This is a genomic window from Aliivibrio sifiae, assembly GCF_002954715.1.
Lineage (GTDB): Bacteria > Pseudomonadota > Gammaproteobacteria > Enterobacterales > Vibrionaceae > Aliivibrio > Aliivibrio sifiae.
This window is the reverse complement of sequence record NZ_MSCP01000001.1, coordinates 1,166,365-1,183,080: the sequence shown is the minus strand read 5'-3', so window position 1 is coordinate 1,183,080 and position 16,716 is coordinate 1,166,365. Positions and strand designations below refer to the sequence as shown.

General features: G+C 37.1%; 10 protein-coding genes. 9 read left to right on the top strand and 1 reads right to left on the bottom strand.

All coding sequences use genetic code 11. The annotated features are described in order from the left end of the window. Positions 1 to 3: 3 nt before the first annotated feature. Entirely contained in the window at positions 4 to 1,797 is a 1,794-nt protein-coding gene (locus BTO23_RS05255) for an ABC transporter ATP-binding protein (protein ID WP_105063092.1), read from the bottom strand. An 85-nt stretch (positions 1,798 to 1,882) separates the two neighbouring features. On the opposite strand from BTO23_RS05255, the gene BTO23_RS05250 reads away from it, so the two are divergent. The 9 genes from BTO23_RS05250 (at position 1,883) to BTO23_RS05210 (ending at position 16,202) form a co-directional block, all read left to right on the top strand. Beyond that, positions 1,883 to 2,335 (top strand): GAF domain-containing protein, encoded by a 453-nt coding sequence (locus BTO23_RS05250; RefSeq protein WP_105063091.1) that lies wholly within the window; start codon positions 1,883 to 1,885, stop codon positions 2,333 to 2,335. Between the two features lie 105 nt (positions 2,336 to 2,440). Further along, on the top strand, positions 2,441 to 3,070 hold the full coding sequence (gene proQ, locus BTO23_RS05245; protein ID WP_060990967.1) for an RNA chaperone ProQ: 630 nt from the start codon (positions 2,441 to 2,443) through the stop codon (positions 3,068 to 3,070). A 17-nt stretch (positions 3,071 to 3,087) separates the two neighbouring features. Next, positions 3,088 to 5,109, top strand: a complete 2,022-nt coding sequence (gene prc, locus BTO23_RS05240) for a carboxy terminal-processing peptidase (RefSeq protein WP_061036697.1) — start codon at positions 3,088 to 3,090, stop codon at positions 5,107 to 5,109. Positions 5,110 to 5,247: 138 nt separating this feature from the next. Beyond that, positions 5,248 to 5,913, top strand: a complete 666-nt coding sequence (locus BTO23_RS05235; protein WP_061002336.1) for a hypothetical protein — start codon at positions 5,248 to 5,250, stop codon at positions 5,911 to 5,913. Between the two features lie 150 nt (positions 5,914 to 6,063). Next, entirely contained in the window at positions 6,064 to 8,667 is a 2,604-nt protein-coding gene (gene pepN / locus BTO23_RS05230; protein ID WP_105063090.1) for an aminopeptidase N, read from the top strand. A gap of 116 nt (positions 8,668 to 8,783) precedes the next feature. Then, the gene (locus BTO23_RS05225) at positions 8,784 to 9,008 is read left to right on the top strand and encodes a DUF2835 domain-containing protein (protein ID WP_081091543.1); all 225 of its coding nucleotides are present in this window, start codon (positions 8,784 to 8,786) and stop codon (positions 9,006 to 9,008) included. Positions 9,009 to 9,326: 318 nt separating this feature from the next. After that, positions 9,327 to 14,165, top strand: a complete 4,839-nt coding sequence (locus BTO23_RS05220; protein ID WP_105063089.1) for an NAD-glutamate dehydrogenase — start codon at positions 9,327 to 9,329, stop codon at positions 14,163 to 14,165. Positions 14,166 to 14,432: 267 nt separating this feature from the next. Beyond that, positions 14,433 to 15,443, top strand: a complete 1,011-nt coding sequence (pyrD, locus tag BTO23_RS05215; protein ID WP_060990972.1) for a quinone-dependent dihydroorotate dehydrogenase — start codon at positions 14,433 to 14,435, stop codon at positions 15,441 to 15,443. A 219-nt stretch (positions 15,444 to 15,662) separates the two neighbouring features. Further along, positions 15,663 to 16,202, top strand: coding sequence for a cell division protein ZapC (locus tag BTO23_RS05210; protein ID WP_060990973.1), 540 nt, complete (start codon positions 15,663 to 15,665; stop codon positions 16,200 to 16,202). Positions 16,203 to 16,716 lie beyond the last annotated feature (514 nt).

Genomic DNA, 16,716 nt, shown 5'->3' with positions numbered 1-16,716 from the left:
CTATTAACTTTGAATTGATCCATATAGAGTTTGATACAGTCCTTGCTGTGTAACCAGTTCATGATGTGTGCCTGACTGAGACACTTTACCATCATCTAATACATAAATGGTATCGGCTTGTTTTACGGCACTTAAACGGTGCGCAACAATCAATGTTGTTCTTCCTATTAAGAATTCACTTAATGCCTTATGTAACGCTGCTTCTGTTGCAGTATCTAATGCTGACGTAGCTTCATCTAAAATAACAAATTTAGGATCAGTTAACACCATTCTTGCGATAGCCAATCTCTGACGTTGACCACCTGAAAGCTTAACGCCTTGGCGACCGATTTGTGTGTTTAATCCATCTGTTAGTTGAATTACCACATCTTGCAGTTGTGCGACATCAAGTGCATTCCACAATAAATCATCAGAATAGTCTGATCCTAAGGTTAGATTATGCCTTAGTGTATCGTTAAATAGTATAGGTTGCTGTAATACAACCGAGATTTGGTTTCTAATATTTTCAAAACCGATGTCTTTCGTATTATGTCCGTTGAAAAGGATATGACCATCAGTTGGTTGATATAACCCTAATAATAGTTGAATAAGCGTTGATTTCCCACCACCACTGGCCCCAACTAAGGCAACTTTTTCACCTGCTCGTATTGTTAAAGAGAGATCATTTAATACTTGGTTTTCATCGTTATAACTAAAATTTAAATTGTTAATGGTTATTTCAGTGGCGGTTTCTTGATGGAACGGATCGACTGTTGAACTGACTTTTGGCTCTTCATCAATATGTAGGAGTGTGTTGATTCGTTTTAATGCGGCTGAAGCCCCATACCAAGAAAACTGAATATTAAGTAGTTCTTGAATAGGAGATAGCATCACCCATAAGTAACTAAATATCGCAAACATTTGCCCAATACTTAAATCACTGATCAACACCATAACCATGGCTGCTGCACGAAAAAGCTCAAAACCTAGTAAAAAAAGTAAGAAGGAAAGTCGTCCCGCAGCCTCCGATTGCCAAGCAAATTGGTCGGCACTGTGTCTTATTTCATCCGCTTGAGTTTTTAGCTGATTTAAGAAGATACGCTCACGATTTGATGCTCGTAATTGGTAGATTCCATCTAAGGTTTCAATTAAACGGGTTTGGAAGCGTTCATACGATTGATTTTCTTTTCGTTTAAGATCTTTTACGCGATTTCCTAGCTTACGAGATAAATAGATAACAATAGGGTTAACCAGAAGGATAAATAAGCCAAGCTGCCAGTTTATCCATAACAGAACTCCAGCAGTTCCAATAACGGTTAAAAAGGACACAATAAAGCGACTGAGTGTCGGGCCGAGGAACTTATCAATAGTATCTATGTCTGTAATTATATGAGAGTTAATACCACCACTGCCACGAGACTCGTATTCCTTCATACTTATACGACTTAACTTGTCTAATAACTGAAGGCGGATTTGATAGGTAATGGTTTTAGATACTAGGGTGAACTGTCTTCCTTGATAAATGTTTAGTATTTGGCTAACGACACGCATAAGAATGACTAAAACAAGCACCAAAAAGATATAGCCAAAAGGTCCCTGCCAAAATGTAGGGAGCATTGTATTTAATAATTCAATACCGGTTGATGGTTTGTTTAATAAGATCTCATCAACCATTAATGGCATTAATAATGGAATAGGCACACTAATCAAGGTAGCTATGATTGCGATGAGATTTGCAAAAACCAATCGTTTTTTATAGGTTTTTGCTTGCCTTAATAACCAATTCCAGTTAATTGTAGATGAATTGACATTGCTCATAATGAGAGTGATTCCTATTACTGTTTTTATCGAGGCATTGTACTCAGTATATAACGAGTCGCAAGTGAATAAAGGAAAATTACAAATGGAATTAAAACATTACAAACGTTTGACTCAGCAAGCGATAGGGCTGATAGAAGGCGAAACAGACTTTATTGCAAACCTTGCGAATATCAGTGCATTGCTGAATATGGAATTGGATAACATTAATTGGGTTGGTTTTTATTTGTTTAAAGAAGATGAATTAGTGTTAGGGCCATTTCAAGGTAAACCTGCTTGTATTCGAATTAAGATAGGTAAAGGGGTTTGTGGAACCGCTTTTGCTACTGAAACAGTTCAACGTATAAATGATGTGCATCAATTTGAAGGACATATTGCTTGTGATGCTGAAAGTAACTCTGAAATTGTGATCCCATTTTATAAAAATGGAAAACTAGCAGGAGTGCTGGATATTGATAGTCCAAAAATTGCACGATTTAGTGAAATTGACGAAAAAGGACTGATTGATTTCATGAAAGAAGCAGAAAAGAGACTTTAATTTTCCTTCAGTAGTGGTTTTTCACGCTTAAGTATCTATAATAGCGGAATATCTTTACTAGAAATACACCTAAATACGGGCTAAACCGTACTATCAGGAAACTACATGGAAAACTCTGAAAAATTAGCGAACAGCAAAGAAGTAATTGCATACATTGCTGAACGCTTCCCGAAATGCTTTATCTTAGAAGGCGAAGCTAAACCTCTTAAAATTGGTATCTTCCAAGACTTATCTGAGCGTTTAAGCGATGATCCTAAAGTAAGTAAAACTCAGCTACGTGCTGGTTTACGTCAATACACATCTTCTTGGCGTTACCTACACGGTGTTAAGCCGGGCGCATCTCGTGTTGATTTAGATGGTAACCCTTGTGGTGAACTAGAAGAAGAGCACATTGAACACGCTAAAGCTACTCTTGAAGAGAGCAAAGCAAAAGTAGCTGCTCGTCGTAAAGAGCAAGCTAAAAAAGTAAGAGAAGAAGCAAAAGCTAAGAAAACAGCTCGTGCTGCTACTCCACCTAAGCGTCGCCCTCAACCTGCTGCTGCGAAAAAAGTAGAACAGCCAGTTGAAACTCGTGCTCTAAACGCAGATGAAATTACTGTTGGTAACAACGTAAGCGTGAACATGGGTAAAGGTAATATGCCTGCGACAATCGTTGAAATTAACAAGGATGATGTACGAATTCGCTTATCGAACGGCCTGCAAATGGTTGTTAAAGCGGAGAATCTTCGTTCATAAAGGAGCACTCCCGACGCATGAATTGTCGATTTAGAGTCTCGCTGATTGCTGCTGGCGTTATGCTAGCAGCGTCTGCACACGCACTTGAAGCTAAGGTTCTCGAAGCCAAGTATTCAGAAACGGACTTACCTGTATTAACCGCAGAAACGCAGCATTCAACTGCGAGTAAGCGTGTTACTTCTCGTTTTACACGTTCTCATTACAAGCATTTCTCATTGGATGACGACTTTTCAGTTGCCATTTATGAGCGATATTTAGACATGCTTGATTACAATCGTAATATATTTACTCAAGCCGATCTTACTTCATTCGCCCCATTATCAACTAAGTTAGATGATCAATTAAAAGTAGGTGATTCTCAAGCTGCTTTTGATATCTATAACTTATCACTCAAACGTCGCTTTGAACGTTATGTTTATGCGCTATCTCTTTTAGATAAAGAGTTCGATTATGCGGTTGATGAATCTCTTGAACTTGATCGCTCTGAAGCGGCTTGGCCAAAAGATGAAGCTGAATTAAATGAACTGTGGCGTAAACGTGTTAAATATGACGCTCTTAATCTGTCTATGACAGGTAAAGATTGGCCTGAAATCCAAGAGATGTTAGGTAAACGTTATAATAATGCGCTTAAGCGTTTGACTCAAAGTCATAATGAAGATGCGTTCCAACTTTACATTAATGCGTTTGCGCGTGAAGTTGATCCTCATACCAGTTATCTATCTCCTCGTAATGCTGAGCAATTCCAATCTGAAATGAATCTTTCATTAGAAGGGATCGGTGCAGTATTACAAGCAACGGATGATTATACGGTTATTCGTTCTTTAGTTGCGGGCGGGCCTGCATTAACGAGTAAACAACTTTCTGAAGGCGATCGAATTATCGGTGTTGGACAAGAAGGTGAAAAAATCGTTGATGTAATTGGATGGCGTTTAGATGATGTTGTTCAACTTATCAAAGGACCAAAAGGGACAAAAGTGAAGCTTGATATCTTACCAGAAGGTAATGATTCAAAAAGTCACACTGTCACAATTGTTCGAGATAAAATCCGTTTAGAAGATAGAGCAGTTAAATCTGAAGTCATTGAGCAAAACGGCAAGAAAGTAGGTGTGTTAGAAGTACCTAGCTTTTATGTTGGGTTAGCCGAAGATACGAAAAAACAGATTGCTGAACTGAAAGAACAAGATATTACCGGCATTATTGTTGATTTACGTAACAATGGTGGTGGTGCGTTAACAGAAGCAACCGCATTATCTGGATTATTTATTACTTCAGGTCCTGTAGTTCAAGTTCGTGATAGTTATGGACGAGTAAATGTTAATGCTGATACTGATGGTGAGATTTCATATACTGGTCCAATGACAGTATTAGTCAATCGCTACAGTGCATCTGCCTCTGAAATTTTTGCTGCAGCAATGCAAGATTATGGCCGTGCTGTGATTTTAGGTGAAAATTCATTTGGTAAAGGTACTGTTCAGCAGCACCGTTCATTAAATCATATTTATGATCTGTTTGATAAGCCACTTGGTCATGTTCAATACACAATTCAGAAATTCTATAGAATTAATGGTGGTAGTACGCAAAATTTAGGTGTTGTTCCTGATATTGCATTCCCAACCGCGATTGACCCAAAAGAAACTGGTGAAAGTGTTGAAGATAATGCACTCCCTTGGGATAGCATTAAAGCAGCAAGTTATGCTCAAACTAATCAGATTGCAAATACAATTGAACCATTAGCGAAAAAACATGTTGAGCGAATTAAAACGGACGAAGAATTCGGATTTATTCAAGAAGACATTGCCCGTTATAAAGCAGATAAAGACATCACTTCAATTTCATTGAATAAGAAAGTTCGTGAGAAAGAAAGTGATGAGGCTGATGTTCGTCGTCTTACGCGAGTGAATGAGAGACAAAAACTTCTTAAAGAAGAAGAATTTAAAAATCTTGATGATATCCCGAAAGATTATGAAGTTCCAGATGCTTATTTAGATGAAGCGGTTTCGATTACGATTGATTTAGCGTTAATGAATCAAAAAGATTAATCTTAGATATAAGCTAAAAACAGAAGTTATAATGACTTCTGTTTTTTTATGTCTAAAAAACAGCAAATTAGTTAAATTTCATCTAGGCTTAAAGTATGAGAGTAAATACATATTCTCTATCTTGTTTGGAGTCTTGTTATGAAGTTGATGACCTTATTTATATTACTCTTCTTTATGAGTCCATTTGTATCTAATGCAAAGGTTGAGCTCGAGAATAAATCACTAACTTATTTTGAAAATCCATTTCTTATTGGTGATTGGTATTTTTTTAAACCTGCTCATGTAGAGAATGATTATGATGTTCTTCATATTGCATTAAATTCTGCTAATGAATTTACGATTGAAATGATTGAAACATCTTCTAATACTGTTGAAGAATGGAAAGGGACATTTGAAATTTCTCAAGATAGTATCCGTTTTGAAGGAAGGGAAGACGAATCACAAGTTTATCATTATCAAGTAAGTCATAATCGCTTGTACTTAAATGGTGTTGAGTTTTTTAAAGTGGTACCAGAAAGAATGATAGGGTCATGGAATTCAAAACTAGTTTCTGGCGAAGATATTATGGTAAGTAATATCGAATCTTTAAATTTAAAGTTACGATCAGATTTTGTCTTTTTACTTGAAGTGATTTCAGAAACTGGAAAACGGAATCAGCAGGTAGGCTATTATTATTTTGAAGATGATGATTTAGTTTTACTGTATGAAGATGGCGAGCAAGAATCTACGTTTATAATTAATGAGGGAATTTTTGAATTGAAAAATGAACAGTTTGGAATGTACGCTTTATTACAAAGAGAATAATGTGACTCTCAGGATAGAAATATGAGTCTATACCACTTTTAATTAACATTCTTATTAGATCTTGTGCGAAAATAGTTGGGTTAATTAGTAACTATCACTAGATATCTATTTGTATTCATTCATTAGTGATAGACATCATAAGGATATATTATGAGCCAACAACCTCAGGCTAAATTTCGCAGTGATTATCAATCTCCAGAATTTACCATTTCAGACATCGATTTAGTTTTTGATCTTGATGATACAAACACATTTATATCAGCGACCTCAAAAGTACAGCAACTAAAAAAATCAACCGATCTGCTTCTTGAAGGAGAAGGGATGACATTAGTGTCGTTGAAAATTAACGATGTTGATCATGATGATTATACTCAAACTGACACACAGCTAACCATTCATAATGTGAGTGGTGATTTTACATTAGCTATTGTGACGGAAGTTAATCCACAAGAAAATACAGCTCTTGAAGGATTATATAAATCAGGTGATGGCTTTTGTACGCAGTGTGAAGCAGAAGGCTTTCGTCGCATCACTTATTATTTAGATCGTCCAGATGTGCTGGCGCGTTTTACGACAAAAGTAATTGCAGATAAAAAAGCGTATCCACATTTATTAAGTAATGGTAACCGTGTAAGTCATGGTGACCTTGATGACGGCAAGCACTTTGTTCATTGGCAAGACCCATTTCCAAAACCGGCGTATCTTTTTGCATTAGTAGCAGGTAATTTTGATGTATTAACAGATACTTATAAAACTAAATCTGGTCGTGATGTTGCGCTTGAAATCTATGTCGATCAAGGAAATTTAGATCGTACACCTCATGCTATGACATCTCTAATCAACTCAATGAAATGGGATGAGGATCGCTTTGACCTTGAGTATGACCTTGATATTTATATGATTGTTGCTGTTGATTTCTTCAATATGGGCGCAATGGAAAATAAAGGTCTAAATGTATTTAACTCTAAATTTGTATTAGCAAAACAAGAAACGGCAACGGATACTGATTATTTAGGTATTGAAGCAGTAATTGGTCATGAGTATTTCCACAACTGGACTGGTAACCGTGTTACTTGTCGTGACTGGTTTCAATTAAGTTTAAAAGAAGGCTTAACGGTTTTTCGTGATCAAGAGTTCTCATCAGATTTAGGTTCTCGTTCTGTAAACCGAATTAATAATGTACGTATTATGCGTGGCCCGCAATTTGCCGAAGATGCGAGCCCAATGGCACACCCAATTCGCCCAGAAAAAGTAATAGAAATGAATAACTTCTATACGTTGACGGTATATGAAAAGGGCAGTGAAGTAATTCGTATGATGCATACTTTATTGGGCGAAGTAAATTTCCAAAAAGGGATGAAACTTTATTTCGAACGCCATGATGGTACTGCTGCAACTTGTGAAGATTTTGTATTAGCAATGGAAAATGCATCTGGAATTGATTTGACTCAGTTCCGTCTTTGGTACAGTCAGTCGGGTACGCCTGTTTTATCGGTTACTTCTGAATACGATGAAGTAAAACAAGAATATGCTTTAACAGTGAAACAGCATACACCGGCAACAGAAGATCAAACTGAAAAATCAGCATTACATATTCCATTAGATATTGAGCTTTATACACGAGATGGAGCAGTAATGGAGTTACGCTGTAACAATGAAAATATTGGTAATGTATTAAATATAGTTGAAGAACAACAAACGTTTGTTTTCCAAGATGTTTCTGAAAAGCCTGTCGTTTCTTTACTTCGTGAGTTTTCAGCGCCAGTTAAATTAAATTATGCTTATAGTGATGAAGAATTAATTTTCTTAATGATCCATGCTAAAAATGATTTCGCTCGTTGGGATGCAGGGCAAATGCTACTTGCAAACTATATTCGTGCGAACATAACTCATGTTCAAAATAATGAATCATTAGTTTTGCCTGAAGTTGTTGTCGATGCTTTCCGCGGTGTATTATTAAATGCAGAATTAGACCATGCCTTTATTGCTGAAATGTTTGTATTGCCAAATCATAATGAAATTACAGGCTGGTTTGATACGGTTGATGTTGATGCGATTGATAAAGCGCTTGGTTTTATTAAACAGACATTAGCAAGAGATCTTAAAGATGAGTTTTCTGCAACTTATCACAGTTTGAAACAAGAAATTTATTCTGTAGATCATGATGCGATTGGTAAACGATCTTTACGAAATTGCGCGCTAAGTTATTTAGCAAAAACAGATGTTGGTGAGTCATTAGTTGAAGCTCAATATAATAGTGCAGATAACATGACCGACACTATGGCGGCGATGGTTTCTGCTAATTCAGCAGAGCTTTCTATTCGTGAAACGTTAATGAATGATTTTAGTGAAAAATGGTCTCATGATGGCTTAGTTATGGATAAGTGGTTCATTTTACAAGGTTCAAACCCAAATATTGAAGCTTTATCTACTATTAAAGAAACGATGAATCATAAAGCGTTTAGCTTAAAAAACCCGAACCGTATCCGTAGCTTGATTGGCTCATTTGCTGCTAGTAATGCGGTGAATTTTCACAGTAAATCGGGTAAAGGTTACGCATTTTTAGGTAATATATTACTTGATCTTAATGTGAGTAATCCACAAGTTGCTTCGCGTTTAATTGATCCATTATTGAAGTTTAAGAAATACGATAGTGATCGCCAAACGCTAATGAAAGAGCAATTACAGCGCTTAGCGGATCTAGATAATCTAGCTAAAGATCTTTTTGAGAAAGTAACAAAAGCATTAGCATAATAGTGCGATCTTAATATGATCTAAAGGTAAAATGGTCAGTATTTTATGCTGACCATTTTTTATTTTTTCTTTATACTTCGTTTTCTTCTTACAGAGTTAGTGTACTTATTTAAATCATGAATACGTTTTATTACTTCCGAGTTAATGTCAGTTACCAATCCTTTCTAAGTCACTATTCTGGTACGGCCAGTACAGTGTTTGTCGTGACAGAACAAGGGTTAAAACTTCAGTTACCAGCATCACGGTTTCGCGCGTTTTTAACTCAATTGGGAGTGAAAGGTCGCTTTCGTTTGACGGTTGACCAAAATAATCGTTTTGTAAATCTTGAGCAGATAGGATAAACCTCTACCTTAATCACATTTCTAACTATAAAGCCTCTAGCACGCAAAAAATTCATAACGTTTCAGTCATATTATCCTTACAATATGAGGCGCATAAGCAGTTTCAACTGCTACACTATATATATCAATCGTAGCAAATAACAGGTCATCTTAGCTTGTTAAAACACTCGATAACTGCGTGAAATTTTTGATTGTAGAGTAACTACTTATCGAAAAATTCCGTCTTGTTCTCAAGTATTTTTCCTTCGCTATTTCTGAACTCTTACTTACTGTGATTGATAAAATAATTCTAATCATAAGAAACGGAGCATTCGCTTTATGACGACGCGTGATCCTATCGTTCCAGTACTACTTGAGAAAGTGTACGCTCTAATTGCTGAAAAGCTTGAAATGCCTCAACAATCCTTAGTAACGCAACTTGCTCAGCGTTTATTTGCCAATATTGATGATGATGATTTACAACAGCGTAATGAATCCGATATGTATGGCGCAACTCTTAGTCTTTGGAATCACTTATCAGATGTTAATTTGTCTGATATTTCGGTTCGTGTTTTTAACCCAACATTAAGCCAAGATGGCTGGCAATCAACTCATAGCGTGGTTGAGATTGTAACGCCGGACAGTCCTTTCTTAGTTGATTCCGTTAAAATGGCATTAACTCGTCTTGATATGACCAGTCATTTTATGCTGCATGGTCCACATTGTTTTACACGCGATGAAAACGGTGAGATTATTTCGATCTGTAGCAGCGATGGAAAAATGCAACAAACTCTTTTCCACTTCGAGGTTGATCATTTAAATGATGCTTCTGAAATGGAAGCTCTCCAAGCTGAATTAATATTAGTACTAGACGATATTCGCCGTGTAGTGAATGAATGGAAGCCAATGTCCGAAAAATTGACAGAGGTTATTCTAGAGCTTCAAGCAAATGATTCTCCGGTTGAAAAAGAACAAGTTAATGAAGCTATTGAATTTTTAACTTGGTTACAAAATCATAATTTCACATTAATGGGGTACAAGAACTTTGATTTGGTTGCCGTAGAAGGTGATCATGAATTGACTCCAACACCAGAAACGGGGTTAGGCCTATTCTCGTTAGATTCAAGAATTAGTACCACGAAGTTATCTGAAATGCCATCTTCTGCACGTGCAGCAGCGAAAAAATCAGATTTATTGATTTTAACCAAATCAAATACCAAATCTCGAATTCATCGCCCAGCCTATACGGATTATATTGGTATTAAACGATTGAATAAAGAAGGAAAAGTTGTCGGTGAACATCGCTTTACTGGTCTTTATACTTCAACAGCTTATAACCAAAGTGTGTCTAACATTCCTCTTCTGAGTAATAAAGTAGAGCGTATTCTAGAGTCAAGCCAATACATCAAAGGCTCACATTCTTTTAAAGCATTAACCAATTTGTTTGAAACGTATCCACGTGATGAGCTATTCCAAGCAACGGAAGAAGAGATGCTTGAAGTGGGGACTGGTGTGGTTAAGATGCAAGATCGTGATTTATTGCGTTTATTTGTGCGTCGTGATCCGTTCGGCCGCTTCTTTTCATGCATGGTATATGTAACTAAAGAGCGTTATAACACTGAACTTCGCCGTCAAACTCAGCGTATTCTGAAGAATTACTTTGGTTCAGATCAAGAAGTTGAATTCACGACGTTCTTCTCTGAGAGTGCTTTAGCAAGAACTCATTATATTGTTCGTGTAGATAATAATAACGGCGACATTAATGTGAAAGATATTGAAAATAATCTAATGGAAGCGGCTTCTACTTGGGATGATCGTTTGTGTGATGTGATCGTTGCTAATTTAGGTGAAAGTACTGGTACTGCAATTGCGAAGAAGTACCAACGAGCTTTCCCTCGCTCATATAAAGAAGCGACACTTCCTGGGTCTGCTGTTGCAGATATCGAGCTTCTGGAGTTGCTGAGTGATGACAATAAATTGGGGATGTTATTCTATCGTCCACAAGAAGAGAAAAAAGGTTCAGCTAACGTTAAGTTAAAACTATTTCATCGTGATGAGCCCATCCATTTATCTGATGTAATGCCTATGCTTGAAAATCTAGGATTACGAGTAATTGGTGAATCACCATACAGCGTTAAGAAGAGTGATGGATCTGTTGATTGGATCTTGGATTTCTCTATGATCCATAATGGTTCGGAAGACGTTGATTTACGTCAAGCTCGTTGCCGTTTTCAAGAAGCATTTGCTCAAATTTGGGGTGGTCAATTAGAAAGCGATGGCTTTAACCGCTTAGTCTTAGGGGCTGGCTTATCTGGGCGTGAAGTCACTATCTTACGTGCTTATGCTCGCTATATGCGCCAAGTAGGCTTCCCATTCAGTCAACAATACATTGAAGATACCTTATCAACGCACGCTAAACTTGCAGTATCCGTAGTTAATCTTTTTGAGCTTCGCTTTGATCCTTCCGCAGCTTGGTCTGAGAAGAAAGAGAAAAAACAGCTTGATGCTATCTATGAGAGTTTAGATAAAGTAGAAAGTTTAGATGATGACCGTATCATTCGCCGTTATGTAGAGATGATTGTTGCGACGCTTCGTACTAACTATTATCAAGTATGTGAAAATGGTCAACCTAAGCCATGGTTATCACTGAAACTACAACCATCGAATATCCCTGAAATTCCAGCACCAGTGCCTGCTTTTGAGATCTTTGTTTATGCGCCTGATATTGAAGGTGTGCATTTGCGTGGTGGTAAAGTGGCGCGTGGTGGATTACGTTGGTCAGATCGTCAAGAAGATTTCCGTACCGAAGTTCTTGGTCTTGTAAAAGCACAACAAGTTAAAAACACGGTTATTGTTCCAGTTGGAGCAAAAGGCGGGTTTGTTTGTAAGAAGCAACATAACTTTACTACGCGTGATGATATTTTTGCTGAAGGTCAACGTTGTTATAAGCAATTTATTCGTGCGCTATTGGATGTATCGGATAACATTATTGAAGGTGAAGTTGTTCCGCCACATAACGTCGTTCGTCATGATGATGATGACCCGTATTTGGTTGTTGCAGCAGATAAAGGAACGGCAACATTCTCTGATTTAGCAAACTCAGTATCAGATGAATATAATTTTTGGTTAGGCGATGCTTTTGCTTCAGGTGGCTCTAATGGTTATGACCATAAGGCCATGGGTATTACTGCAAAAGGGGCGTGGGAATCTGTTAAACGTCATTTCCGTGAAATGGATATTGATTGCCAAACGACTGATTTCACCGTTGCTGGTGTTGGTGATATGGCCGGTGATGTGTTTGGTAATGGTATGTTGCTATCTAAACATATTCGCCTTCAAGCGGCGTTTAACCATATGCATATCTTCATCGACCCTAATCCAAATGCTGAAATAACATGGCCGGAACGTGCTCGTTTATTTGAACTGCCTCGCTCAAGTTGGGAAGATTATAATAAAGATCTGATTTCTCAAGGTGGTGGTATATTCTCTCGTCGAGCTAAGTCGATAGATCTTTCTCCTGAAATTCAGAAGATGCTAGGAACTCGTAAACAGTCATTAGCGCCAAATGATCTCATTCAGATGATCTTGAAAATGGATGTTGATCTGTTGTGGAATGGCGGCATAGGTACTTACGTTAAATCAAGTAAAGAGACCAGCGCAGATGTAGGTGATCGTGCTAATGATTCCTTACGTATCAATGGTTCAGAGCTAAATGCGAAAGTAGTTGGTGAAGGCGGTAACCTGGGTATGACTCAATTGGGTCGTATTGAATATGGCTTAAAAGGTGGTCGTGTTAATACCGATTTTGTTGATAATGTAGGTGGTGTTGACTGTTCTGATAATGAAGTAAACATTAAGATCCTGCTTAATGGTCTGGTTGCTAATGGTGATCTTACTTACAAGCAACGTAATGTATTATTACAGAAAATGGAAGATGAAGTAGGTGATATTGTTCTTGACGATGCTTATTGCCAAGCTGAATCGATCTCTGTGACAGAGCAACAAGGCACGTCATTAGTCAAAGAGCAGATCCGTTTCATCCATCACTTAGAGAAGCAAGGTCAATTAGATCGTGGGTTAGAGTTTATTCCAGATGATGAAACATTAACTGAGCGTGAGAAAATAGGGCAAGCATTAACTCGTCCTGAGCTTTCTGTTCTTGTTGCTTACGGAAAAATGGTGCTTAAAGAGCAGTTAGCCTGTGATGAGATAGCAAATAATCCATATCATGCTGATTTGTTGACAACTTACTTCCCAACAGAGTTACAGCGTAACTATAAGTCTGAAATGGATAATCATCCGTTACGTTCAGAAATCATTGCTACCTGTCTAGCAAACCAAATGGTTAATGAAATGGGCTGTAACTTCATCACGCGTATGCAAGAAGAAACAGGTTACAGCGTCACAGATATAACCAATGCGTATTCTGCAACACGAGCTATTTTCGAGTTCGGTGATTTATTTAAAGAAATCCGTAGCTTAGATAATATAGCTACTACAGAAGCACAGTATGATGCGTTCTTTACTATGCGTAGAACCATCCGTCGAGTAGCACGCTGGCTATTGCGTAATGGTTCACAAAAAATGACGATTCAAGAGCTGATAGCGAAATATAAACCAGCGGTTGATGATATTAAAATGAACCTGGATAGCTATTTGGTAAACGATGAAGTCGTTGAGCATATTGAACAAGCAAATCACTATCTGGAAATGGGAGTTCCGTGTGAACTGGGTAATGTATTAGCGCGTTTAAGTAGCTTGTACTCTGCAATGGATATCTCAGCTGTTGCTGAAGTGACAGAGAAACCTGTATCTACTTCTGCTCGTTTGTATTATGTATTGGGCGATAAACTATCACTGCATTGGTTCTTGAAACAAATTAATAACCAAGGTGTTGATAACCACTGGCAAGCATTAGCTCGCGCTTCTTTCCGTGAAGATCTAGATTGGCAGCAACGTCAATTAACTCAACTTGTACTTGATGAGTATAAAGACAGTGATTCAGTTGAAAATGCGATAGAAGACTGGTGTAAAAAGAACATGGCATCGGTAGGGCGCTGGGACAACATTTTAAATGAGTTCAAAGTAGGTTCGGTTCATGAATTTGCGAAATTCTCTGTGGCATTAAGAGAGTTAACTTTGTTGAATTTAAGCTGTTCTTCACACGCAGGAAATTAATGTTAATGAGGTTTAGTACTCTTAGCTAAACGTTTGCATAATAAAAGAGAAAGTGATTTTTTATTCACTTTCTCTTTTTATTTCCCCGAGAAATTTTGTATTTAAGCATATTAATAAGCAATTTTATTGAATTTATATACTCGTAGGCAATAGTGAGCTTTTAGATTGCAATAAATAATGATGAATAAAGTACGATTAAGTTTGAATTGTTAATAAAATCAGTGAATAATGACTCCCCGTTTATTCGGGACTTTTTTTGGAGCTACAATGTTATACCGCATCGCCAGAGCTGGCATTTTCAAACTTGATGCTGAAAAAGCACATGATTTAGCTATTCAAAATTTCAAACGCTTTACCGGCACTCCACTTGATATTTTCTATCGTCAAAAATTAGCTTCGAAACCTGTCGAAGTTATGGGCATTCAATTTAAAAACCCTCTCGGTCTTGCTGCTGGTCTTGATAAGAACGGCGAATGTATTGAAGCATTTGGCGCGATGGGTTTTGGTTTTATTGAGGTCGGTACGGTAACTCCTCGTCCTCAAGCGGGTAATGACAAGCCACGTTTATTCCGTCTTATTGAAGCGGAAGGTATTATTAATCGTATGGGTTTTAATAACCTTGGTGTTGATAATTTAGTTGAGAATGTAAAGAAAGCAAAATTTGACGGTGTTATTGGTATTAACATTGGTAAGAATAAAGATACACCAATTGAAAAGGGTACAGAAGATTACTTAATTTGTATGGAGAAGGTATATCAATACGCAGGCTACATTGCGATTAATATCTCATCACCAAACACTCCAGGACTTCGTACTCTTCAATACGGTGAAGCATTAGATGATCTTCTTTCTCAGTTAAAAGAGAAGCAAAAAGAGTTAGCTGATAAATACGGTAAGTATGTACCTATCGCTCTGAAGATTGCCCCTGATTTAGATGATAATGAATTATCTCAAATCGCTGATTCTTTAATGAAGTATAAAATTGACGGTGTGATTGCAACGAATACAACATTAGATCGCTCAATGGTTGAAGGTATGAAGCATGCAGAAGAGATGGGAGGCTTAAGTGGTCGTCCTGTTCAAACTCGCAGTACTGAAGTAGTTCGTCGTCTTAAAGAATTGCTTGGTGATTCTTTACCTATCATTGGGGTAGGTGGTGTTGACTCTTATGTTGCGGCAAAAGAGAAGATGATGGCTGGTGCAGATCTGGTTCAAGTCTATTCCGGCTTCATTTATAAAGGTCCTGCATTAGTTAAAGATATTGTAAACAATATATAATTGTTATAAAAAGTAGCGAAAGTTGCTTACAGACTATTCAAACGGAAGGGGGAATGAAAATTTCCCCTTTTTTTATTGCTAACCTCTTGTAAAATTAACGATTAATTGCACCAGTATTATTTTTGACTGAAAACATACATGAATTTTCAGCATAATTTGCAGTAATTGGTGATTGGCTATCGAAGGGATTCTTCCCATTTTTTCAAGAGAGAAATGATAATGCTTAAACCAAGTGATACATGGAACTGGTATTACGACAATAAAGCACAATCTCTAATGCTCGATTTAGGTATGGACATGGTATTCCGTGTTAACTTGCCTTATAAAGTACTTATTGATAGTGCTTTTGATGAGTGTAAATTCTCTGTTGATGATGCCTCTGCCTACCAAATGTTTGTAGAACACATTTCTTATTTACCACTTTCTGAACCGCGTAAGGTTGAGCTAGCGCTTAACTGTGTCGCAGCTAAACGCTTTCATAAGCCCATGCTACCTAAAAGCTGGTTCTTCGAGCCACAAGGTGTTGGCTATTCTCCTGAAGAAGGTGAAATTGTTTCACTTAAGAATGATTTAGGGGAAGGGCACTTCATTATTGTTGAAAACTATGAATGCGCGAGTATGTGTATGCTAGTCGATATGGACTCGTTTGCTCTTAATCCTATTAAATACATGGCATTTTGTGAACCTATTAAAGTGATGCATGATCGCATGGCTAAAATGCAGGTTGTGAATTCAGCTTACTATGCATTGGTAGGCTAGTTTACGAATAAAACACCTCGCCATTTTTATCGCTTAACCCCTTCTAAATTCAAACTGTCACTCTTTATCTACCCTAAAAACATACCTTTGTCTTTTATATGGATAGCTTAATGAGCATTTGCTCGTTTCTACTTTCCTCTAAATTCTTTTCATAAAAAGAAAATACATTACATTCTAATCTCTTAAAAGTGAGATCTAGAGCCAAGAAGTATAAAAAAACATCATAATAATTTCTGATATTTCAAACAGTAAAGTGGCGGTATCTCTCACTTGATTCCTCATTTATCTCGTTTTGTAGGAAAATTACAATAATAAATAGCAACTGGAGTAGTCCAGATTCCTGGCGTTAAAGTAACTTAATTCACGTTTCTGTATAAAAACAAGCTTTATTGGCTATTAATCTGATAGTGAATAACTAATTGTTTTAAAAGAAATAATTAAGTGTGTTTGCTTAGTATTTATCTACGATCTATTTATCCTCTTTCAGTGAGATTCATGTATAATGCGAGGCAAT

Bases quoted from the DNA above. Each gene is read 5' to 3' on its own strand.
- pyrD (WP_060990972.1), top strand. From the start codon at position 14,433: ATGTTATACCGCATCGCCAGAGCTGGCATTTTCAAACTTGATGCTGAA.
- pepN (WP_105063090.1), top strand. From the start codon at position 6,064: ATGAGCCAACAACCTCAGGCTAAATTTCGCAGTGATTATCAATCTCCA.
- BTO23_RS05235 (WP_061002336.1), top strand. From the start codon at position 5,248: ATGAAGTTGATGACCTTATTTATATTACTCTTCTTTATGAGTCCATTT.
- proQ (WP_060990967.1), top strand. From the start codon at position 2,441: ATGGAAAACTCTGAAAAATTAGCGAACAGCAAAGAAGTAATTGCATAC.
- BTO23_RS05255 (WP_105063092.1), bottom strand. From the start codon at position 1,797: ATGAGCAATGTCAATTCATCTACAATTAACTGGAATTGGTTATTAAGG.
- BTO23_RS05220 (WP_105063089.1), top strand. From the start codon at position 9,327: ATGACGACGCGTGATCCTATCGTTCCAGTACTACTTGAGAAAGTGTAC.
- BTO23_RS05225 (WP_081091543.1), top strand. From the start codon at position 8,784: ATGAATACGTTTTATTACTTCCGAGTTAATGTCAGTTACCAATCCTTT.
- BTO23_RS05210 (WP_060990973.1), top strand. From the start codon at position 15,663: ATGCTTAAACCAAGTGATACATGGAACTGGTATTACGACAATAAAGCA.
- BTO23_RS05250 (WP_105063091.1), top strand. From the start codon at position 1,883: ATGGAATTAAAACATTACAAACGTTTGACTCAGCAAGCGATAGGGCTG.
- prc (WP_061036697.1), top strand. From the start codon at position 3,088: ATGAATTGTCGATTTAGAGTCTCGCTGATTGCTGCTGGCGTTATGCTA.